We start from the raw sequence: 23,509 nt of genomic DNA on the forward strand, positions 1-23,509 counted from the left end.
ATAATTATTAATTTATTATTTATATAAAAAGGCTTAACCTTAAAATATCGCAGTCTCTCACATAAATTTGGTTCTCGTTCACCCTAAAAAACAGGGTGCAGATCTCTTGACCTACCAACCATTTTCTTTTGAAAATGGGGTTAGGGCATAAAAAAAAGGGCTGTAGCAAAATTGCTACAGTCCGTATTTACTGTATAAGTAATAATGAGTAGACGCACTCTACCCTAATAGCTACCAATTACCCGTTGGACTATGTTATATTCTATGCAGGTCTTCTGGCTAACGACTCATCATCTTTTTCACCTTCCCAAGGTTAACACCTCAGTGGTATATTTGCTTAAGCAAAATTTGAAAAAGACTCCTCGTATACAGCGGCGGGACCGCATCGGATTTTCACCGATTTCCCTCTTAGCCACCAATATATGGTGGAACATAAAATATTTATTAATTTGTCAAATCAATGCTACCATCTTTAGAAATGATTGTCAACCTTCATTTTTAATTATTTATTATAAACTAAATTCTTTTCCACATCATCATAATTTGTACACTGCGCTATAAACCAATCGTAAATTCTGCTAAAAGCATTGATTATTACAGTTATAAATGATATTATAGTATATACGTATATACTATTTAGTTTTATAATCATAATCCTTAAAAAAGAATTTAATAACAGTCTATAGACTTATACCCTACAATTATTTGTAAGGTTATTACATAACAACACCTATACAAATAGGTGATTACATAAATAAGACATTTTAATATACAAATTCGGAGGAGAATAATTATGAAAAAATCGCACAAATTTAACGTAAAAGATAAAAAACTTGCAACAAAATTATCCATATTTATTGGAACTTTAACAATTGTTATCTTTTTCATTATGAACTTCTTTTCACTCACGGTTAGCGGAAAACACTTAAGACAGTCAATTGACAGAGAATTTACCGGTATGTGTAATCAGAATGTATTGAAAATTCAAAACATTTTAGATGGCTGTTCTTCTATTGCTAATTCTACAAGTGACAGTTTACAAGTTATGTATCAATCGAATGATACAATAACTTTATCGGAAGGAGACACAAAAGCACAATATATCAGTAAGGTAAACAAACAACCTTTATCACAAAGCAGATATGATGCAGAAAATGTACTATTAAATGCAATCTGGTCAGCCGTTGAAGATAATGAAGGTATAGTAGGTGCAGGTGTATTCTTTGAACAAAACGCTTTTGCAAAAAATATAAAAGAATATGCTCCTTATGTTATGGAGGAAAACGTTACTAATAGAACAGTTGATCGTTATACATATAGTTATTTTAAAAATAAAGACTATTATGTAGATGCAAAAGCAAAAGAAACTATGAATTTTAGTGATGCGTATGTGGATTCAAACGGAATTGCAATGTTTTCTGTTTCATATCCTATTATTTATAATGGTCAATTTAAAGGTATAGTGCTTTTGGACTTAAAAAGCGATATTTTCAATATAATTGATATTAAAAACAATAACTATAAGTCAATGTATGTAAATTTATTGAATAATAATAATAATATTCTTTACAGTACTCATACAAGTGTTATCGGAAAAAATTTCAATGAAACTGTTGACCAAAACACTTTCAACAATATTACTGGTGAATTAAAAAACAAATCGCACTTTTCAATTGAAACAAGCAGTGGAAAAGATAAAAAAACAAGATTTTTTACCCCTATTAATGTGGGAACGGAAACTTGGTGGGTGCAATCTGCCCTTTTATCAAGTGAGTATAATTCATTTATGTCACTAATGACAATAGTGATGATTGTTATTTCAGTAACATCTTTTGTAGTATTGATTGTAGTTATGGTTATACTTCTTAAAAAAATGCTTAAACCTGTTGATGCAATAGTTGAAGCAGCTAAAAAGATTGAGCGTGGTGATTTGAATATTGAACTTGAAGTAAAATATCAAGATGAGATTGGTATTTTATCATCTACGTTTAATGAAATGGCTCAAAACCTTAAAACAATCATTAAAGACATTTCCTATATATTGAATGAAATGTCTAAAGGTAATTTACAAATAGAAAGCGAAAATATAAAATATTACGTAGGTGATTATAAAGCCATTATTAATGGAATAAACACAATTACTATGAATTTAAATTCTACTTTAAATGAAATTAATATAGTTTCAGACCAAGTAAATTCAGGAGCGGAGCAAGTATCATGTGCTGCGCAGGCTCTTTCACAAGGTGCAACCGAGCAGGCATCTTCTGTTGAAGAACTATCAGCAACAATGACAGAAATTACTGATAAAATTAAGCATAATGCAGAAAAGGCTGGAACAGCAAATACTCTTTCCCAAGAGGCAGGAAATGAAGTTGTTATTAGCAATCAAAAGATGAAAGAAATGTCATGTGCTATGTACGATATTAAAGAAAAGTCCACTGAAATCGGAAAGATTATCAAAACAATTGATGATATTGCATTTCAAACTAACATACTTGCCCTTAATGCAGCAGTTGAGGCAGCTCGTGCAGGTTCAGCAGGTCAAGGCTTTACCGTTGTTGCAGATGAGGTTCGTAACCTCGCACAAAAATCTGCAGAAGCCGCAAAAAATACTACTATTTTGATTGAAGATGCTGTTGAAGCAATTGAAAATGGTTCAACTCTTACAGAAGAGGCAGAAAAGGCTCTTATTATAGTAGCAGAAAAGACAGGTGAAGTGAAAGAATTGATAAATGAAATTTCTAATAATTCACAGGAACAAGCAAATGGTGTTGAACAAGTATCCTTAGGTATTGAACAAATTTCAGCTGTAGTTCAGACAAACTCTGCTACCTCTGAAGAAAGTGCAGCAGCTTCAGAAGAACTTTCTGGACAATCCAATATGCTTCAAGAACTTTTTAGACAGTTTAAACTTCGTTAATATTAATGCCACGTATTTAAACAATTAAAAATTTACGGACAAGCTATAAAACATACTTAGAGCTTGTCCGTTTCTACGCAAAAAAAAAGTAGCTTTTACAAGCTACCCTTCTCATTATTAAAAAATACTTTAAATATATTTAGAAAATCTTCATATTTTTCTGATAAACTCTCTGGGTGCCATTGAACACACAATATATTGCCATCCTCTGATTCAACTGCCTCAATAATTCCATCTTTTGATTTAGCTGAGATTTTTAAACCTCTGCCTACAATTTTGATAGCTTGATGGTGAAATGAATTCACTCTAACAATATCTTTTTTTAATATATTGTGAAGTAATGTATCCTCTAATATTTCTACATCATGATACAATAAATCATTGCTAATGTTTGACGGACTATGTCCATTAACATCCTTTAACTGTTTGTATATATCCTGATATAATGTTCCACCCATAATTGCATTAATAAATTGGCATCCTCTGCAAATACCTAACAATGGTATCTTGTTTTCAATTGCCTTTTTTATCAAAATAGACTCTGTTAAGTCTCTGTCTGGGCTTAATCTACCAAGTTCCTGTATTGGCTGTTCTTTGTAATATTCAGGATTTATATCCTCTCCACCACTTATAATTAACCCATCAACTAAATTTAAATACTTATCTAAAACCTTTTCATCACTTGTTATTGGAATAATAATAGGTATATAACCCATCCTTATAACTGCTTTAATGTAGTCATAGTCTAGACACATATATGGATTGTTATTTTTATTTTCAATAAATGATGTTACTCCTATTTTAAAATTCAATCTGCTCACCTCATTATGTAAATATTTCTATTATTTTAACACATATTGATGTGGCTGTAAATAACAGTATTAAACAAATTTCTACTCAAAAATCTGAATTAATTTCTACTGTATTGGTTAAAACAAATAAGGCAACATAACAATCAAGTGTATTGATTAGTTTACTGGTTGCTGTTCTATTTATTCTATAGCATTTTTTATAACATTTTTTGTTTTTTTGTATATATTTGAATTAAAGTTTTATAATAATATCAATATATATTAGTCCATACATGAAAGGATAAAGAATGACTTTACAAATGTGTAATATACCAAAGAAAGCTGAGGAAAATAGATGCATATTGCTATTATTGATAATGAAAAAACTTCTAGAGAAGAGTTAAAGCTTTTGTTGCAAGAATGTGTACCTTCTGCAACTTTATTTACTGGTTGTAATGGTGAGGACGCTCTATTATTGCTTGAGAAAGAATCTATCGATGTACTTTTTTTGGACATACAATTGAATGATATTAATGGAACGGTTTTAGTTTCTCTAATTCAACGCGGATATCCAAATATTTTAATTATATTTGCAACTGCCTATGAAGAATATGCTGCAAAAGCTTTTGACCTTAATATTACTGATTATATTACTAAACCTTTTAGCAAGAAAAGATTGGAACAAACTATCAAAAAAATAATAAAAGCAAAATTAAATAGAAAAGAATTACCATTGGAATTCTATAATAATCTTCACAATCATAAAATAAGTGTGCAAACAGATAGAAAGATTGTTATATTAGATATAAAAAATATAATTTTCATTGAAACATGTATGCGAAATTTAGTTATTCATACAACTAATGGTGATTACTTAGACACTACGTCATTAAATTATTATGAAAAAAGACTGGCACAACATTCTTTTTACAGAACACAGAAAAGCTTTTTAGTAAACCTAAATTATATAGAAGAAATTGTTCCATGGTTTAATGGTTATGGCGTTAAAATGAAAGGTATTAAGGATAAGATTTTACCAATCGGTAGAAGTCAGTTAAAAGTACTCCGAAAAATCTTTGCATTTTAGGCAAACGTTTTTACGTTTTACGCTTATATAATTACCTCTTAAACCAAAACAAGTCCTCTTTTTAATATTTTATATTATAATATAAAAAAAAAGGAGGACTCATTATATGATTAGTTTTTTTATTTGTTTATTCATTCTTATAGCAGGTTACTTTTTATATGGTAAATTTGTTGAAAAATCATTTAATCCCGATGCTCGTTTAACACCTGCAACAGTTAATGCAGACGGTACAGATTACGTTAAAATGCATCCTGCAAAAATTTTCTTAATTCAATTATTAAATATTGCAGGACTTGGGCCTATTTTCGGTGCAATAATGGGTGCATTATGGGGACCACAGGTTTTCTTATGGATTACATTTGGAACAATTTTCGCTGGTGCAGTTCATGATTACTTGACTGGTATGATTTCTATGAGACATAATGGAACTACTCTATCAGAATTAGCTGGTATTTATTTAGGAAACATCATGAAGCAAGTAATGAGAATATTCTCAGTTGCATTACTAGTACTTGTTGCAGTTGCTTTTTCAACTGGACCTGCTGGACTGTTATCAATGCTAACTCCATCTGTTCTTAGCCGTAACTTCTGGTTAGTAGTTGTTTTAATTTATTACTTTGTTGCTACTTTTGTTCCTATTGATAAAATAATAGGAAAATTGTACCCAATATTTGGAGTATGCCTAATTGTAATGGCTTTAGGTGTTGGTAGTGGAATCCTATTAAAGGGATATCATATACCAGAAATAAGCCTTACTAATCTTCATCCAAAAGGCACTGCTGTTTGGCCATTTATGTTTATAACAGTTGCATGTGGTGCTATTTCAGGTTTTCATGCTACTCAATCTCCACTAATGGCTCGTTGTATAGAAAACGAAAAATATGGACGTAAAATATTCTATGGAGCAATGGTTTGTGAAGGTATTATAGCTTTAATATGGGCAGCAGCCGGAGTTGCTTTCTATGAAAGTACTGGTGGATTGCTAGAAGCAATAACTAAATTCGGCGGTCAAGGTGGTGTTGTATATGAAATATGCAAAACATTACTTGGACCTATAGGTGCTGTAATTGCAATGATAGGTGTTATAGCATGTCCTATATCTTCTGCGGATACAGCTTATAGAAGTGCTCGTTTAACTATCGCTGATGCTTTTCATTTAGAGCAAAAGTCTATCAAAAACAGATTAATTATTACTGTTCCATTATTAGCTGTTGGTGCTTTCTTGACACAAATTGATGTTACTGTTATTTGGAGATATTTCTCTTGGTCAAACCAAACATTAGCAATGATAGCTCTTTGGATTGCAGCTGTTTATCTATGTGTTAACAAAAGTAAATACCTGATAGCAGCAATACCAGCAACTTTCATGTCTGCCGTAAGCTGTACTTATATACTTATGGCTCCAGAGGGATTCAAGTTATCAGCAGCAATTTCATATCCTATAGGTATAATTTTTGCAGCTGCTTGCTTCACAATATTCATGGTATATGGAAGAAAAAGAAAAGTAGATATAGTTCAGCCTATATTTAATAAATAGACAAGAACTGTTTAACAATAACTCTTTAAATTATTATAAACAAAAAAGTCATTCAAAGGATGGCATAATAGGGAAATTTTAAAAAAGCAAATAAATTCAAGACTGGCAAACAAATCGGTTGAAACTTTATTATCTGAAGCAAGCCCTATAACGAGTAAATCCCATAGTACCTTCAAAAAGTACTATGGGATTTTTCTACACATATAGAAATTATCTTGCTATTCTAAAAATTATACTAATCAGATTACTACGTGCAAATTGCTAATTTTAATTTAATGATTTTCGTATATTTTTTGCACATAGCTTAAATGCTAATGCACAAATTGCAAGAATGATTACTGCGTAGAGGGCAATTCCGCTCCAGCTCGATGTATGGTTGATGATTTCAGTCATTCCCTTATATGCCCAGTAAAACGGACTCCACATAACTGTCCAATGCCATTTCGCACTGCAAAGTTCATAAACCAAAACTGATGCAAGCATCGGTACCATTAAAATTTTAATACTTCCTGCCGCCTCAATAAAATCGGAACTTGCAAGACCTATTGCAAAAGCAACTATGATGGATAACAGTCCAGCGGATAGTATCATTATCATCATTTGCAACCAATTGATTTGAGCCATTCCCAGCACCAATAGAGAAATAACAGAACTAAAAATCAAAACCAAAAATCCGATAATACTTTTTGAAAGGATATAACTTGTTTGCTTCATCGGAGTAACATTTGCTGCCCTGATTGTTTTATCAGCCTTTTCGTCCACAAGTCCTAAAGCAATAACCATAGCAGAAATAATGGTAGTCATAAGCAATAGTGCCACAGACAAAGACAGCTTTAACGGAGATATTTTCTCATTAAAGGTAAGAAAGGATAATCTGCTGCCACCACCTGCGGTAACCAGACCATCAAGCTCATAAAGACTGTTAATAAGTTCTGCTGTTTTGAGCCCATTTTCCGATTCGTTTCCCTGAGAAATAAGCTCAATTCCGCTTTCAGCCTGAACCATTCCGATTACTTCATCACGTCTAAGCACCCGTTCTTCAACAGCCTTAATATCATCATAAACCTCTACTTTTGCGTAGTTCTCCAAGGTTCCAATATAGTCGCTGCCCACAGATGTATGCACTGCAAGCTGTAAGGTGCTATCATTTATACCCGGCGATACAAGCACAATGATAATCGCCAGCAAAATAGGTGCAAAACCAATCCACAAAGCCATCGGATCTTTGAGAACAATCTGTAAATCTCTCCTAAATACACTGAATACTTTTTTCACAAGTTGCACCCCCTATATTCCTAAAATCTTTTTGTATCGTTTATTAGCCAAAAGGAACAAAACTATCGCGCCTATGACCATGCCCACGTTTGATAATAAAACAAATGCTACATCTGTTGTAACAAGCAAGGTTTCCTTAATTGCTTCAATCATATAGTAGGTTGGTAGTATTTTCATCCATGTTGGAGAAAAACTTGGTAATAGAAAAGTCAGTGCAGGTAGCATTAGTACTATCATAACAAGCATTATGATTCCAAATGATGCCTTAATGTCCTTAAAATAGCTTGCTGTCAATAATCCTATGGTACATGATAAAATAGTTAAGCTGAGTGCTGTCAATATAAACAGCGGATAATTGGGATGTGTTCCCATTACGGGAATTGCAACAACAAGTGTGGACACTAAAGATGTGGTCAGTACCACCATGATTTTACTTATCAGATACTGACTTGTTTTTGTGGGTGATACCGCCGTTGCCTTGATAAGCCCCTCGGATTTATCAATAGAAATATAGGCAATCAACACCATCATTCCCATAAGACCATTCATCAGCACAACTGCCAGCGGAATCATATTTTGACGGTTGTTGAGTGTTCTGGGAGTTTCAAGAAAACGAACATTCTGATTTGACATTTTGTCAATGAGAAGTTCCATATTTACTTTTCCGTGTACCGAAGCAATAAGATTTTTGTAGCGGTCTGTTTCCGTGCCAAACAAAACAGTTTTATAATAATCAAGACCGTCATCACCGTACCACATAACACTACCGATATATTTTTTAGCATAAGTAACTCTTAACATATCATCAAAATTATCAACAAAATATTTCATTTTGGTATTTTTACCGGTTTCACTGTCAAAATAGCGATATGTTTCCAGTGTAATGGTCTTCTTGTCCGTATAGATTTTTTCTGTTTTTTCCCCTGTTATGTCGTCGTAATATACAATTGTTGCTGGTTTTAGTTTTATGGCAAGATCTTCTGTCCGTTCTAGACGACACTGGCCGATTTCCTTTTGTAATGTATTTTTGTATTGCGTTTCGGTCATATCCATAAAAATAACTTCTTTTACAGAAAACTTTGGTTCTATAGGCACAACCAGAAGCAATACAGCAAGCAGTATAATTGCAATTATAATTTCCATATAAAAATAGAAACCACGAGAGGCAATTTTCATTTCCTTGCAATAGTTACTCCACACTTTCATCTGATGTCAGCCCCTTTCCTGTAACCTTGATAAAGATTTCTTCAAGAGTCGCTTCCTTGGAATGCATTGTAATAATCTCACAGTTGTTTATTATCTCGTTCAGCCTTGCCTTTTCCTCTTTAACTGCCGGTGCAAGATTTTCTTTTTTTACGATACCGTTTCCTATATACTCAACCTCAATGGTCTTTTCGCCATACTGCAATTTAAGATTTTTAGGTGAGTCTATAAGCATAATTTTGCCATCGATGATAAACGCAACTCTATCGCAAAGCTCTTCGGCAATGTACATATTATGTGTTGTCAAAAATGCTGTTGTACCTTTGTCACATTCTTTGCGAATAATATCCTTTATACCTGCTGCAATTGCAGGATCAAGTCCTGTTGTTGGCTCGTCAAGAAACCACAATTCAGGTTTATTGATAAGAGAGCGTGCAAAAGTCAAGCGATGCTTCATACCCTTTGAAAATTCGCCTACCTTTTGTTTTTCCTTACCTTTCAAACCCACCATTGCAATCAATTCTTTAACGTCACGGGTAGGAACATCATACAGCTTTGCATAATAACGTAAATTTTCCTCTGCTGTAAGCTTTGAATAAAGGTTTGACTGCTCAAAGGATACCCCGATTTTGTTAAATCTCCTTTTATCCTCTTTAGAAATGTCATAACCGTCTACAATCACCTTGCCCTTTTGCAACGTCAACAATCCTGTCAGGATATTTTGTGTTGTGGATTTGCCGGCACCAGACGGACCAAGAAACCCAAAGATTTCGCCCTTTTTCACTTCAAAGCTTACATCGCTAACTGAGTAATGCTCATCATTGGAATAAGAGTGATAAAGATGCTCAACTTTAATCATAATAATTCTCCCTTTTTATTTAATTCCGTTTAGCAGGATGCCAACGGCTAATGCACTGAACTGGTCAAAATCTTTTTCACTAAATTCAAATTTATGGTTTTTATTTAACGATCCTATATACTCAATAATTGTAAGATTAATATTGACTATAAGCATAATAAAAAGCTCTGTCGTAATGCCTTTTCTTATTTCACCTTTTTTAATAGCTTCATCAATAAGAGGAATAATCCATGTATATATATTTGTCTGTGGCATTTGTTTCATTATTTCTGAAAATAACGGTGTATCTTTAATTTGAAGTATAGAATTAGCTATTTTGCAAGCATCCTCATTTTGCACCGCAAAGCGAATACCGCCTCGATAGAGTGATTTTAACAATTCCTCTAAGTTATTGTTGCTAACCTTTTCAAATTCTTGTTGTAAATATTGTAGCTTTTCATTGGCTATCTCTACTATGATATATATAAACAAGTCTTTTATACCCTCGAAATACTGATAAAAACTGCCTGTGGCAATACCTGCCGACTTGACAATACGATTTACGCTTGCATTTTGAATACCATACTGAGCAAACTCTGAAATAGCCGCTGCTTTAATTTTTTGTTTCTTTTCATCTTTCAAATTTAAAAATGTATTTTTAGGCATATATTATCCCGTCCTTTATGAATGTGAATTCTTATTCACATTATATTGCTTTTACCTTTATTTGTCAATACAATTTAACAGCATATAATTTACTTGACTTTGTGATAAAGTTGTTATACTATAAATAATATCGAAAAGAAAGGGCAAGGTTGAAAATTAAATATGTGTACTCGCTTACTTTTTAACAACAATAGAATTCGCTAAATAGTTATATTTATTTACAGTATATAACTCCACAAAATTCGGGGTTTATTTAGTGCGTCTTTATTGTTTGTTACGATATAAGATATGGTGTAACCATATATGTATGTAACTTTTGTTAGAAAGGTAGGCTATTTTTATGCCCAAAAATAAAATTTCACGATATAAAACTGCCATAAGTTTTTTATGGCAAACGATAAAACCTCATAAAAAGCTGTATTCTACAGCCTCAATTATTTCGCTTGCTTTGGTCGGCACAGGGCTTTTAAAGGCAAGAGTAACACAGCTACTCATCGATAACGCAAAAAGCAGCAGTCTGCAAATAATAATTGTTTCGCTTGCACTGTTTTTAGTTCTTATTGCTGCCAATATGACACTTTCATATTTCAGCGGAATATGCGTTTCACGTCTTGCTGCAAAATCAGGATATGATTTGAAGCACAGGATATCAGATATACTGCTTCATGCAGAATACGGCGAACTAATCAAACTTCAAGCGGGAGATACATTGAAAACGGTAAACTCAGACACAGCGACTGTATGCGAATTTATCGGCGGCGATTTAATCGGATTATTTTCGCAATTCACAATGGCTATTGGTGCGCTTATTTATGTTCTGTGTGCTAATCCACTGCTTGCACTTGTTACCTTTGCATATACCCCTATTGGAATGTTTTTCACTTTATCACTGAATAAAAAGATGAACGTGCTATATCCTATTCGTGCAGACAGTGAAGGTCTAGCATTGTCGGTAACCGAGCAGGTTCTATCTCAGATTCCTGTAATAAAATCCTTCATAGCAGAAAAACAGATTAGAGAAAAAGTTGCAAATGAATACGAAGCAGTTTACCAAACCGATATTAAAATATCAAAATGGAGTGCTCTCATGCAAACAGCATGTTCCTCCACCTCAATGATGCCTCGAATTATATATCTGATTTTTGCAGGATTAATGTCGGCAAACGGATATTTATCCGTAGGTGTATTACTTTCTGTGTTTGATTTGCTGGATTTCATAATCGGACCAACTGTCTACATGCCGTTTTTACTTAACGGTTTAAACCGTAGTATTGCTTCAATGAACCGAATATCAAAGTTAACAGAATTACCTCAAAAAAATCAAATTACACAAAATAATAGCAGTGATGTTCCAAGTATAAAGCTCTACAATATTTCTTTTTCATACAATGAAGGTTCACCAATAATATCCAACTTGTCTTTTGAGCATACAGGCACGGGAATAATTGTACTATGCGGCAAATCGGGTAGTGGAAAGACAACATTACTTGATTTAATTGCTGGGCTTTATGAACCCGACAGCGGTGTGATTGAAACAAACGGTAATATTTCTGTTGTTTCTCAAGATACATATCTATTTGATGATAGCATTATCGAAAATGTGCGTATTGCAAAACCAAGTGCAACAGATGATGAAGTAAAATATGCTCTGTCACTTGCTGGTGCAGATAACTTTGCTGATGTGAAAAATACTCCGAGCGACCTTTCTGGGGGGCAAAAGCAACGTATATCTCTTGCGAGAACAATACTAGCAGATACTGACATTTGGCTTCTTGACGAGCCGACAAGCGCACTTGATGCCCAAACTGAAGAAATTATTCTCAGGACAATTAAGGCTGTTTCGAATAAAAAGTTAATACTAATTTCAGCACATCGACAGTCGCTAATCAACATTGCTGAAAGGAAAATTAATATATGAAAAAATTATTTAAAAATTTCAATTTACCGATATTAACTCGATCAATAGCTCTTATGGGAAATAGAAAGAATATATTTGTTGCTTTCATTCTTGGTTTTTGTGCTGTTGAATTGTGCTGCACAGTTCTTTATACTATTGGAATAAAAGGAGTTATCAACGCCATAACAGAGATGAATCTGAAAGCATTTTGGGTACCAATGAGTTTCATCATAGCAAACCATCTGCTTTGGTGGACCTATGCGCCAATTTCGTCCTATGTAACTGGAAAGATATCTAAAGGTACAATGCGTAATTTCAAAAGCGATTTTTGCGAACATATTGTGCGACTTCCGATGCGTTATCATGACAACAAACCGACAAGCGAACTGTTGTCAGTGCTTTTAAACGATACTGCTTGCCTTTCAAAAGTATATGATTGGAGCCTTTTTCAGGTGCTTAGAAGTGCTACAGGAGGAATAGGAGGAATTGTTTTAATGGCAGCAATTGACTGGCGATTTGCAATTGTAGTTTTCTCACTTGGTACAATTTCCATGTTGATTTCCTCACACTTTTCTAAGAAGCTTGAAGCAATCGGCAAAGAGCAACAAGAGCGACTTGCTAAAACAAGCACAGATGCATATGAGCTTATACGTGCGGCAAAAACTATCCGTCTGTTTCATCTTGAAGCTAACAGACAAACAGAATTCGCCAATATTGATCATAATGAAGCTGCTATTAAAACAAAAGGTGGTAAAATCAACGCAAAAATGAATTCAGCAATATCTCTTTTCAATACGCTTTCTTATGTCACAGTATTATTTATCGGGGCGATTTTTGTACATTATGGTCTTTCTGACTGGGGAACAGTTATTGCGCTTCTCAAACTTAAAGGTACTTCTGATATGTTATTTGTTGAATGCGGTCAGTTTATGGCAGGTATGCAAACGAATGTTGCAGGGATCAAGCGTGTCTTCGAGATAGCAGATACGGAAGAAGAAAGCGAGATATATTCAAAATCTTGTGATATCCCTATACTTAAAATGAGTAATATTGATTTTGATTATGAAGATGGGTTTCATGTATTGCAAAAATTCAACCTCTGCCTTGAAAGAAATACATTTACTGTACTGGCAGGTGAATCAGGTTCTGGAAAAAGCACCGTAATGAAGCTAATACTAGGTCTGTACGCACCAAACAGCGGAACAATATTTACACAAAATGCTGATAATTTACGTAGTCTTACAGCATATGTTCCACAAGAACCTACACTTTTTCGTGGTACAGTTTATGATAACATTGCGTTCGGTAATTCCAATGCAAGTGAAGATGAAATCATTTCAGTAGCAAAAATGGCAGGAGCAGATGAATTCATTAGAAAACTTGGAAATGGATATCAAACTATTTTGTTTGATAACGGTGCAAATCTGTCAGGTGGTCAAAAACAAAGGATTGCTATCGCCCGTGCGCTTATTAAAGGTGCTTCAATATTATTACTTGATGAAATTACATCAGCACTTGATAAAGATATGGAGGTAGCCGTTATCAACACGATTAAGAATATAAGCAAATATAAAACTGTATTGTTTATTACCCACAATCCTGAAATCGTAAAAGATTCTGCTCATATTGTTACCATTAATCCATAAAGCAAGGACATTCTATGCTAAATTAAGAAAATTATAAATTTATCTAAAAAAGTAAAAAAATAAATTAATGTAAATACTCATCTAAATTTAGCTTATTAATATCAAAAATGTCTGTAAATATATGATTTTACAGACATTTTTTTATCTGCTAGCGTATCCCCTGATGGCTTGTCTTCAGTAACAAAATAAGCAAATGACTCTGCCATATATTCTTCTACATTATTTTCTTATTTTTATAAAACAATCATGTAAGCCTGTTGAAATGTCTTGAATTGTTCAAACTATTTTACTATTCTTACATACAAAGTTTCATTTTTGATATAACTATAATATCTAATATTTTTGCTTTCTAAAAATGGTAGTAATTTATCATTTATTACAGCTCTATCAAGCTTCCACGTAGTAATTATGTATATATCTCCATCGCTTTTTAAAACACGTATACATTCATTTACAATTTTTTCAATAACATCAGATAAATGACCAATTGCATTGTACATAACTATTGTGTCAAAACTAGCATTGTCAAATCTCATATCTGTTGCATCCATTTTTTTAAATACTATATTAGAATAACTATGTATTTCTTCTAGCAACCTATTTTCATCAATATCAATACAATTTACACACTTAGCGTATTTAGATGCTGTAATTGAAAACTCAGCACATCCACACGCTACTTCTAGTACTGATTTGTTATATAATGATTCATAAATACTCTTTGTAACTTTTTCTACAGTCTTCATGCTAATAACCCTCGTATACATTTTTAACAAATATCTATTATTCAAGATTATTTAAATTATCAAACAAATTGTTAAATGATTATTGTCTATTACATAACCGTATGACATTCTTTATTCTCACCAAATTCTAACAAATAACACTTTGTTAGTTCTTCACTATTTATCATAATATACCCTCACAATCTTAAATATGTTTAACTTTAAATTAAAATTCAGTATGTAATCTCCTGTTAAATAAATTATTGATGACTGTTTCTGCATTAATATTATTAAAAACAACATTATAAACACCTTCAATTATAGGTAAATCAATATTAAGTCTATCGTTCATGTTAATTATTGCTTTTGCTGTATATACTCCTTCAGCCAATTTATTACTCGTTTGGTTCTTCACGAGTTGTTCTCCATACATGCGATTTTGACTATAAGTTGAAAAAACAGTTGCTTCATAGTCTCCTAAATGTGAAAGTCCATAAGCAGTATCACTACTTCCTCCTAAAGCTTTTATAAGTCTTGATACTTCAACTACTCCTCGACTCATTAATGCTCCTTTTAAACTTGATAAATTTAACCCATCTAACATTCCTGCTGCTATACCAATGACATTTTTAACTGCTGCACCTATTTCAACTCCTATAATATCTGAGTTTTTGTAAAAACGTATTAAATCAGATCCGAAATTTTCTATAATTTCATCCATGCATTTATTATTTGCACTTGAAACAACCATGCAATTGGGAATATTATTAGTAAAATCTTGAACATGTCCAGGGCCAACCCAAACACAATAATTTAGCTCTTCACCCAATACATCTTCCATTACTGATGATAATCTCATTCCTGTTGATATTTCTATACCTTTCATATTCAAAATAAATAATTTATCTTTATAGTCAAATTTTAAAATTTTTTCAGCTAAGTTTCTAAGATTTTGGGCACTAATAGCAATTATAATTATTTCAGATTGTTTGATTGCATACTCCAAGTCAAATGTAAACTTAACATTAGTGAGTTCTACATATTCATTGTGGTTTTGTTCTATCAATTTTTTTAATTGCTTTGATCCACTTCTTCCCCACATTAATACATTATGACCAAGCTTCGAAGAATACCATGCCAAAAAGCTTGCCCATCTACCACATCCTAATATTGATACTTTCATAAAAAATATTTAGTATAAATTGTTTATACTATTCCTTTCTTAATCATTATATATTAAATTATACAAAACACAGAATTTTATATAAATAGTAAATATAGATTAATTTTACCACATATATACATAATACAGTATATGTTTTTTTATATCAAGCTTCTGTCATACTATATAATAAATAAAAATTTCTTTACCATTCTCTATAGAACATCCTTGTAATACATCAATAGCGGATGAAGCATACCTTGCTCATAAAGCTTGTCTATTTCGCTAACATTCATCCACTTTGCGTTAATCACTTCTTCTTTTTGTAGTATCAATTCAGGACAATCTTCACCAATATCAAACATCCAAACATCGTAAAAATCCTGGCTATCCTCACGCAAAATACTCTTGACAATTTTACCTGAATATTTGTACAAATCAACCCCCAATTCTTCTTTAACTTCTCTAATTGCTCCTTGTAAGCTAGTTTCACCCGCAAGAACAGAGCCGCCTGTACACTCCCAATATTCAGGATAGTTTTTTTCTGGATGACGCTGTGACATTAAATACTGACCCTTACTGTTACACACCCATATACTGACTACAAGATGATATAGCCCGTTTAGAATAGGCTGTCCACGCCTCAGTGTTAAGTTTGTTTTGTTTCTTTGTTTATCATATAAATCCCATAACTCACCTACGAATGGAAAAGGAGCATCCTTAAAATTCATAATGTACCCATCAGCAATTTGCTCTATTTCTTTACGGTGTATTTCAGAATATTTATCATAAATCCCGTAAACCTTCATACCTGCACTTTTTGAACTTTTAATTGCAGGTAATACATCTTCAAAAACAATACAATCCTTTGGATTAACGCACAGTTTTTCAGATGCAAGTAAAAATACATCGGGATACTCCTTACCACGAGAAACATCATTGGTTGAACACATGACATCAAACAACTCAAAAATACCGTTATTTTTTAATGCTGGTTCATATAATTCCTTTGGCAATCCTGTTGCAACTGCTAATTTTATCCCTGCGGATTTCAACTGTTCCAAATACTCTTTTGCATAATATGTCAGATTAATATTGTGACTGTATTCATATATTGCCATTGTATTCCACTCGTCAACAATATCATCTACTTTTTCTTGAAATCCAAACAACTTAATGGTATATTCGGCAGCTTCTTCAAAACTACGAGCGCATATCTCATTAATATAGCCTTCGGGTACACCATACCCTCTCTTTGCCAAGAATTCAATATCAATCTTTTCCCAAACATCCATTGAATTTAACAAAGTTCCATCCAAATCAAAAATAGCAGCTTTGAAATCTATCATATTAACCTTCCTTTCGTAAACAAGGCAGTGTCAAATAGACACTCCTACTTTTCTTTATCTTCCTCTATGAGATTTAACTACTTCGTTTTAATTATAACATATATTAATATATCTCAATAGAATCTTTAACAAAATGAAAATTCTCTAAAACTACAGTCTTAGAGAACACTTAACCTAGTAGAGAATCACTATCCACGCAATAAAAGAGTTTCTCATTATGCGTGAGATAACAATGGAAACATTAATTTATTATCTACAAAAATATTTTCCTTGCTTGAAAATACAAATAGTGTAGTATCATCCTCCTGTAAAAGAGTTGGTCGACAGTTTATAATTTCCTTAGGTGAAAATCCAAATACAACGTTTGTAATATCATCGCTTGCAGTAATAGCTAAAATATCATTTATATCACTTTCTCCATCGCAGAAAATATCAAAGCAAATTAAATTTTCATTATCTTGCATTGCGATTACAACAGCATCACAATCTTCAACATAGTAAACATATTCTTTCATAAACTGTAAACAGTAAAACATAAGTAAGCCTACATTATCAACCATTGGTAAAACAGAAAACGGATTGGAATTTTTGTACTTTTCAAATAACAATTCTCTGTCAATCGTACATGACATATCAAGTTTTCTAACAACTCCTTTTTTTGGAGTTATAGATATTTGGTATTGGTATTCATGTGCTTTTACAAAGCCAAATTTAGGATAAAAGTCAAGAACGGTGTCGTTTGCAAACAAATAAATTGCATCACACTTATCTTTCCATTCTTCCAGTACTTTTTCCATCAGCAGACGAGATAGCCCTTTGCCCCTATACTCACTATCTGTCATAATTGTTCCAAGTTGAATATATTGCTTTTTCTCATTTTTCCAAACAGTGTCTATAATGTTTACAGACACATTAGAAACAACACGCTCGCCATCTATAAGAACATAGGGAATATATTTCTCTGTCCAATAGTCATTTTGATACCAATTTTTAAAAGACAATCCAAAGGTTTTTTGAGCTAACTTATCAAAGCTCTGTCGTACCTTTCTGTTTTCTCTAATATTATCATCAAACATATATCCTGTTCCATTTATATAATATTGCATATTACCCTCCTCGTGTTATATCTAGTAATGTCCCGTAGGTTCTAATTATAAAAAAATATATTCAACGTATTTTCTAATTTTTCAAACTACCACTATGATATAAAAGGACTGCACATAAGTCTATAGCAGTCCTTTTGTTATTTTTATTTATTAATAATTTTAAACACTTGCATAATATAATTCATTAAAATATTCATTATTTTTTAACATGTCATCAAAATTACCCTGACCTATAATCTTTCCTTCCTTGAAAGCTATTATTTTCTCAAAGTTTTTGATAGAATTTAGGCGGTGAGCTATTACTATTACTGTTTTGTATGATAGTAAATGCATGACATTTTTCATTACATTTTCTTCAGTTATATTGTCTAAAGCCGAGGTTGCCTCATCAAGTATTACTATATTCGCTTCACTAAACCATAGTCTAGCTAATGCTAATCTTTGTCTTTCACCACCAGAAAGAACTGTTCCTCTTTCGCCTAATTCCGTATCTAAGCCATTTTCAAGTTTGCTATATAAATCAAATAGTTCTACTTGCTCTAAAACATTTTTTACATACTCAATATCTATGTCTTTATCAAATGCAAGATTTTCTCTTAGTGTTCCATCAAAGATTGGTGATTCTTGAGATATGTATGCTATGTTGTCATAATAACTATTTAAATTTACCTTAGATAAATTATAATTATCTACCTTTATATTACCACCGCTTGGTTTTAATAGTCCCACCAATAGTTTTATCAAAGTTGATTTTCCTGAGCCACTTTCTCCTACTAGTGCTACACTTTGACCACTTTTTATATTCAAATTAAAACCATCAAATATAACTCTATTTTCATATAAAAAATTTAGACTACTAAATGAAATATCACCTTTTAAGGTTTTAATATTTTCTCCTCGTACAAGTTGAATATCTTCTTTTTCATCCAAGAATTCAGTGTAACGCTCAAATGCTGTTTTGTCTAATTTGTATTGTACAAACAAAACATTAAATATAGCAATTGGAGTGTATGCATTGTCTACCAATGTTATTAGCGCAACAACTTTTCCTATACTTAATAAATTTGTTTTCCATCCATATACTATTATTGCTATCTTTATAAAAGTAACCAACAATGCAAAAATTGAAAAGAAAGCCTCATGAATAAGTGTCATCTTAACCTTTGAATTTACAATTTCTTTTTTTGCTGTTGTTGCTTTTTCAATCTCATATTTAAATCTTTTATTTATCCTAAACACAAGCATTTCCATGAAACCACGTACTAAATAGTGATTCATTTGTTCTTCATTAGATAAAATTCGATCCTTAATCTGGTACAATACCTTTAATAGTAAGTTTGTAACTATAAATACTATTACGTATCCTACCAATATTGTAAACATGATAGTTTTATTTATTTTGTATATAAATATCATACTAAACAATATTGATGGTATAAGCTCTCTAACTAGGCATAATGCAAAATCAAATAAAATGCCACTGCCAGCATAAGCACCATTTTCAATTTTTTGCACTAGCTTACCAGTTCCCATAGTTTGATAAATCTGATAATCAATTAAACTAATTTTATTTAATGCCTTTAACTTTAAATCTAAAAATATTCCATGCTCAAGTTTGCGTCCTGGATACTCATCTATATAATTCAATATATAAAATACAACTAGAACCGCTCCATAGACTGCGATAATTTTCACCGTCAATGAACCACTTTCAAAGCTGTCAATCAGATATTGAAAGTAATTTGCATTAAAATTATTTAAAAATGCCAATAAAATTCCTGACAATAAATAAACACATACTAATAACTTGTTTTTCTTTACTATTTCTATTAAATATTTCATAACTGTACTCCTTGTCTTCCTTTGATTAATTTTTTATATTTTAATTATCAAATTCAGCACAGTTGTGATGTTAGCAAGTTAATATTTTTAAACCTCAGTACAATCTGCTAACAGATTACATCAACTGCACTGAGTAGTTACCTCGTTTTATTCTCATATCACACTCACATCCTCATAATTATAAATTGCTTACATTATTATACATTGTTTTTTAATTAATTACCATGTTTTTGTTAATCTACTTTCAAGCACTCAATTATTGTTTGTTTTGATATTATCTTATATCCAATAACTGATACGCTTATTGACAATATAAGCATAATTGGTACTACAATTAAAATAGGTAAAATCGTAATTTTTAAAGTTAAAAACCACAACATATTACATGCAATTTTTACAATAAAATAAATAAGACCTAAACCAATTGTCATTGTCATCAAGCATGTAGATATAAAATAACAAACACCTTCGCCAATTAACATTTTACATACTTGTTTTTTTGTCATACCAATACATTGTAGCAATGCCAATTCATGTCTTCTTGAAATTAAAGAAGTAATTACTGTATTTACTAAATTAGCTAAACCTATCGTTGCTATTATAATAGTTAATATTGCTCCTACACCTAAAAAAGCATTTTTAACACTCATAACTTCTGCTTTAAATGTTTCTCTCGACTGATAGCTATAATTAGGATTTATGTTTTTGCAATAATTTTCTAAGTATCGCTCCATATCTTGTTTATATCCTTCTTCAACATTTAGCAAAAGGTATAAATAATTACTTTCATCAAATATATTATTAAAATGGTTTTGTGACATATAAACATTAATAGATAGTGAATTGCTATATCTGCTTGATATATTGCCATCTATATTTCCAATTGCCATTACTTCAAATTCTTTATTTTTTATAGTTATTTTATCTCCAATATTATAATAGTGCAGAGTACTATCAAATAAAAAAGGTTCTATAATAATATAATTTCCACTATTCCACTTGTCTAAATCTATACACCCATTAACTATATTGATTTTGGATAATTGAGAGTTTTCTATACCATAAACTTGTGTATTTATATTTTTATTGTATTCAATAATACTGGTCAAATCTTTTTCTAATGTTTCGTCAATTTTATCTGATTCAAAAAATTTATTAATATTATTTTTAAGTTCAATATCATATGGAGTTTCATAATCAACAAACCTTATACTACTGCTATCCTTTATACCCTCTTGAAGTAAAACAGCATCAATAGAATCTCGTGTTATTTTATCCTTGTTTTCGGTTTGAATATTAAAACTATTAGCATCATATATTAAGTAATCACAAACTAGATTTTCATTTACATATTTATCAATATCAAAACTATTAGTAATTACATATGTACAGTTTAATATAACTAAACTCAATGACAGCGAAACAATAACTAAAAATGCTCTACCTTTGTTTCTAAAAACATTTGAAATTGACAATCTATATAGTTTGTTTTTACCAGATTTTCTTGTAGGCTTTACTACATCGATATCAGCTAAAGTAAGTGCTTCCATGGGACTTGCTTGCGAAGCAATTTTCAATGGTTTTTTAACACTTATCATTACTGTAAAAAATGAAAACAACGCTGACACAATAAATATCAAAGGATTTATAGATATTTTACAAACAGAAACATCAAATGATTTCATAACTATAGGAGTAAGATACACCCCTACTATATATCCTAAAATCAATCCGATTGTTATACCTATAATACTTATTCTATACGCTTGTTTCCTAACTATTTTTTTTATTTGTTTTGATGTAGTCCCAATGGTTTTTAATAAGCCATAGTACTTGATATCATTGTATATTGATATATAAAATACATTAAAGATAATTAGATACCCGCAAAACGCTATACATGAACCAGCTAGTATTATCCCCAGTATAACTTCAAAAGTAATGTTACTATCATCATTTAGATAAGCATAATTTATTTTAGTTTTGATTTTAGAAAAATCTAGTTTTGATTGACTTTCAAGATTAAACAACTTTTTTTCAAAATTTCTAGTATTATTAAATTTAATATCTAAACAGTATCGTCCAACCAAATCATTTTCATCATTACGTTTATAATTAACTAATTTTTTATCTAAGTACTCTCTAGATACTAAAATCTGACCAGTTGGTGCTAATACATCCATATCCCAATAACCTGATAACACAAATTCATCCTTAACTAATTTATCACCTAAATAATAGCTTAGATTTATCTTTTGACCTATTTGGGGATTATTGAAACCTAAGCATTTTAATGCATTGGCATCTAATGCTATTTCATTAAACATATTTGGCATTTTACCTATACTAGGATATACATATCCAAATTCAGCATTTTTTTCGTCCATATATCTTATTTCACACTCATAAGTTTTTAATTCTTCGTTTGAAGCTAAAGCAAGAGGAATTGAATATCCATACTCTTTTATAATTTTTTGATTTTTGATTTGTTCAAACTGTTCCTCAGATATATTATCAATGCATATATGTGCACTTGTGCCAATTTGTCTTAAAGTAACATCCTGCATAGAACTTTTCATACTAGTTCCTAGTGTAATCAATGAAGTAAACAATATGGTTGTTAAAACAATTCCGATAATAGCAAAGATATTTCTTAACTTTTTAGATTTATAATATGAATTAGATACTTTGTCTAACATATTTTTATCTTTAGAAGTTTTCTTCATCTTTTACACCTTCTCCAACCATTAGCTTTCCATCTTCAATTCTAACTATACGGTCTGCCATTTTTGCAATTTCTTCATTGTGTGTAATCATGACAATTGTTTGATTGAATTTTTCACTTAATTTTTTCAATAAAATCATAACTTCGTAGGTTGTTTTTGAATCCAAATTACCAGTTGGTTCATCTGCTAAAATTATTGCTGGTTTAGTAGCTAGAGCACGTGCTATAGCAACACGCTGTTGTTGTCCACCTGATAAATTATTAGGCAGATTATTAGTTTTAGTTTCTAATCCTAAAGTTTTAATTATTTCATCAATAAACTTTTTATCGGGAACTTTACCATCTAATTCAATCGGTAATACTATGTTATCATATACGTTTAAAGTATTAATTAAATTATAATTTTGAAAAATAAATCCTATATTTCTACGTCTAAATACAGTAAGTTCATCACTTTTAAGGTTATATATATTCCTTTCATTTATTCTAACCGAGCCATCAGTTGGAATATCTAATCCTCCTAACATTTGTAAAAGTGTTGATTTTCCACTTCCTGATGTGCCAACTACTGCAACAAATTCACCTTCATCTACAGTAAAACGAACATTATCAAGAGCTTTAACTAAATTATCTCCTTGTCCGTAATATTTTTTTAAATTGTGTGTTTCTAAAACATACATTTTAAAACCCCCTTTTCTAGTATATATGGATGTTGAATATATTTTATTTTACCATATATT

At 31.4% G+C, this 23,509-nt stretch carries 18 protein-coding genes and 1 riboswitch; of the genes, 5 read left to right on the forward strand and 13 right to left on the reverse strand.

All coding sequences use genetic code 11. The annotated features are described in order from the left end of the window. Positions 1-247: 247 nt before the first annotated feature. Positions 248-451, reverse strand: a riboswitch (cobalamin riboswitch). Positions 452-502: 51 nt separating this feature from the next. After that, positions 503-652, reverse strand: coding sequence for a hypothetical protein (locus JYG23_RS09115; RefSeq protein WP_207235377.1), 150 nt, complete (start codon positions 650-652; stop codon positions 503-505). Between the two features lie 141 nt (positions 653-793). Between JYG23_RS09115 and JYG23_RS09120 the strand changes: the two genes are divergently transcribed. Next, entirely contained in the window at positions 794-2,920 is a 2,127-nt protein-coding gene (locus tag JYG23_RS09120) for a methyl-accepting chemotaxis protein (RefSeq protein ID WP_207235379.1), read from the forward strand. 95 nt (positions 2,921-3,015) lie between these two features. On the opposite strand, the gene JYG23_RS09125 is transcribed toward JYG23_RS09120, so the two are convergent. Beyond that, a complete protein-coding gene (locus JYG23_RS09125) occupies positions 3,016-3,732 on the reverse strand; it encodes a gamma-glutamyl-gamma-aminobutyrate hydrolase family protein (RefSeq protein ID WP_207235380.1) in 717 nt (238 codons plus the stop codon). Positions 3,733-4,066: 334 nt separating this feature from the next. Between JYG23_RS09125 and JYG23_RS09130 the strand changes: the two genes are divergently transcribed. Both JYG23_RS09130 and JYG23_RS09135 read left to right on the forward strand, forming a co-directional pair. After that, on the forward strand, positions 4,067-4,798 hold the full coding sequence (locus tag JYG23_RS09130) for a LytTR family DNA-binding domain-containing protein (protein ID WP_207235381.1): 732 nt from the start codon (positions 4,067-4,069) through the stop codon (positions 4,796-4,798). Between the two features lie 106 nt (positions 4,799-4,904). After that, positions 4,905-6,335, forward strand: coding sequence for a carbon starvation protein A (locus JYG23_RS09135; protein WP_207235382.1), 1,431 nt, complete (start codon positions 4,905-4,907; stop codon positions 6,333-6,335). Positions 6,336-6,602: 267 nt separating this feature from the next. Here the strand turns inward: JYG23_RS09135 and JYG23_RS09140 are convergent, their stop codons facing one another. The 4 genes from JYG23_RS09140 to JYG23_RS09155 are packed head-to-tail and all read right to left on the reverse strand — an operon-like array spanning position 6,603 to position 10,317. After that, positions 6,603-7,610, reverse strand: a complete 1,008-nt coding sequence (locus JYG23_RS09140) for an ABC transporter permease (RefSeq protein ID WP_207235383.1) — start codon at positions 7,608-7,610, stop codon at positions 6,603-6,605. Positions 7,611-7,622: 12 nt separating this feature from the next. After that, a complete protein-coding gene (locus JYG23_RS09145; protein WP_207235384.1) occupies positions 7,623-8,753 on the reverse strand; it encodes an ABC transporter permease in 1,131 nt (376 codons plus the stop codon). A 46-nt stretch (positions 8,754-8,799) separates the two neighbouring features. Beyond that, positions 8,800-9,672 carry an ABC transporter ATP-binding protein gene (locus tag JYG23_RS09150; protein WP_207235385.1) on the reverse strand — a complete coding sequence of 291 codons (873 nt, stop codon included), beginning with the start codon at positions 9,670-9,672 and terminating at the stop codon, positions 8,800-8,802. A 15-nt stretch (positions 9,673-9,687) separates the two neighbouring features. Further along, positions 9,688-10,317: a TetR/AcrR family transcriptional regulator gene (locus JYG23_RS09155; protein WP_207235386.1), complete on the reverse strand. Its 630-nt coding sequence runs from the start codon at positions 10,315-10,317 to the stop codon at positions 9,688-9,690. Positions 10,318-10,657: 340 nt separating this feature from the next. On the opposite strand from JYG23_RS09155, the gene JYG23_RS09160 reads away from it, so the two are divergent. Continuing rightward, entirely contained in the window at positions 10,658-12,235 is a 1,578-nt protein-coding gene (locus JYG23_RS09160; protein WP_207235387.1) for an ABC transporter ATP-binding protein, read from the forward strand. Then, complete coding sequence (locus tag JYG23_RS09165; protein WP_207235388.1) at positions 12,232-13,860, forward strand: ABC transporter ATP-binding protein; 1,629 nt, start codon at positions 12,232-12,234, stop codon at positions 13,858-13,860. The genes JYG23_RS09160 and JYG23_RS09165 overlap by 4 nt, the downstream gene beginning before the upstream one ends. 281 nt (positions 13,861-14,141) lie before the next feature. On the opposite strand, the gene JYG23_RS09170 is transcribed toward JYG23_RS09165, so the two are convergent. From JYG23_RS09170 to JYG23_RS09205, 7 genes are all read right to left on the reverse strand, one after another. After that, the gene (locus JYG23_RS09170) at positions 14,142-14,606 is read right to left on the reverse strand and encodes a class I SAM-dependent methyltransferase (RefSeq protein WP_207235389.1); all 465 of its coding nucleotides are present in this window, start codon (positions 14,604-14,606) and stop codon (positions 14,142-14,144) included. A gap of 205 nt (positions 14,607-14,811) precedes the next feature. Then, on the reverse strand, positions 14,812-15,768 hold the full coding sequence (locus tag JYG23_RS09175) for an NAD(P)H-dependent glycerol-3-phosphate dehydrogenase (protein WP_207235390.1): 957 nt from the start codon (positions 15,766-15,768) through the stop codon (positions 14,812-14,814). 194 nt (positions 15,769-15,962) lie between these two features. Beyond that, positions 15,963-17,096: an HAD-IA family hydrolase gene (locus JYG23_RS14885; RefSeq protein WP_242631552.1), complete on the reverse strand. Its 1,134-nt coding sequence runs from the start codon at positions 17,094-17,096 to the stop codon at positions 15,963-15,965. A gap of 215 nt (positions 17,097-17,311) precedes the next feature. Continuing rightward, positions 17,312-18,202 carry a GNAT family N-acetyltransferase gene (locus JYG23_RS09190; RefSeq protein WP_242631553.1) on the reverse strand — a complete coding sequence of 297 codons (891 nt, stop codon included), beginning with the start codon at positions 18,200-18,202 and terminating at the stop codon, positions 17,312-17,314. 159 nt (positions 18,203-18,361) lie between these two features. Beyond that, complete coding sequence (locus JYG23_RS09195) at positions 18,362-20,044, reverse strand: ABC transporter ATP-binding protein (protein ID WP_207235391.1); 1,683 nt, start codon at positions 20,042-20,044, stop codon at positions 18,362-18,364. Positions 20,045-20,277: 233 nt separating this feature from the next. Beyond that, positions 20,278-22,770, reverse strand: coding sequence for an ABC transporter permease (locus tag JYG23_RS09200; RefSeq protein ID WP_207235392.1), 2,493 nt, complete (start codon positions 22,768-22,770; stop codon positions 20,278-20,280). After that, positions 22,754-23,449, reverse strand: a complete 696-nt coding sequence (locus JYG23_RS09205) for an ABC transporter ATP-binding protein (RefSeq protein WP_207235393.1) — start codon at positions 23,447-23,449, stop codon at positions 22,754-22,756. The genes JYG23_RS09200 and JYG23_RS09205 overlap by 17 nt, the downstream gene beginning before the upstream one ends. Positions 23,450-23,509 lie beyond the last annotated feature (60 nt).

It is taken from the genome of Sedimentibacter sp. zth1, from assembly GCF_017352195.1.
Classification (GTDB): Bacteria; Bacillota; Clostridia; order Tissierellales; family Sedimentibacteraceae; genus UBA1535.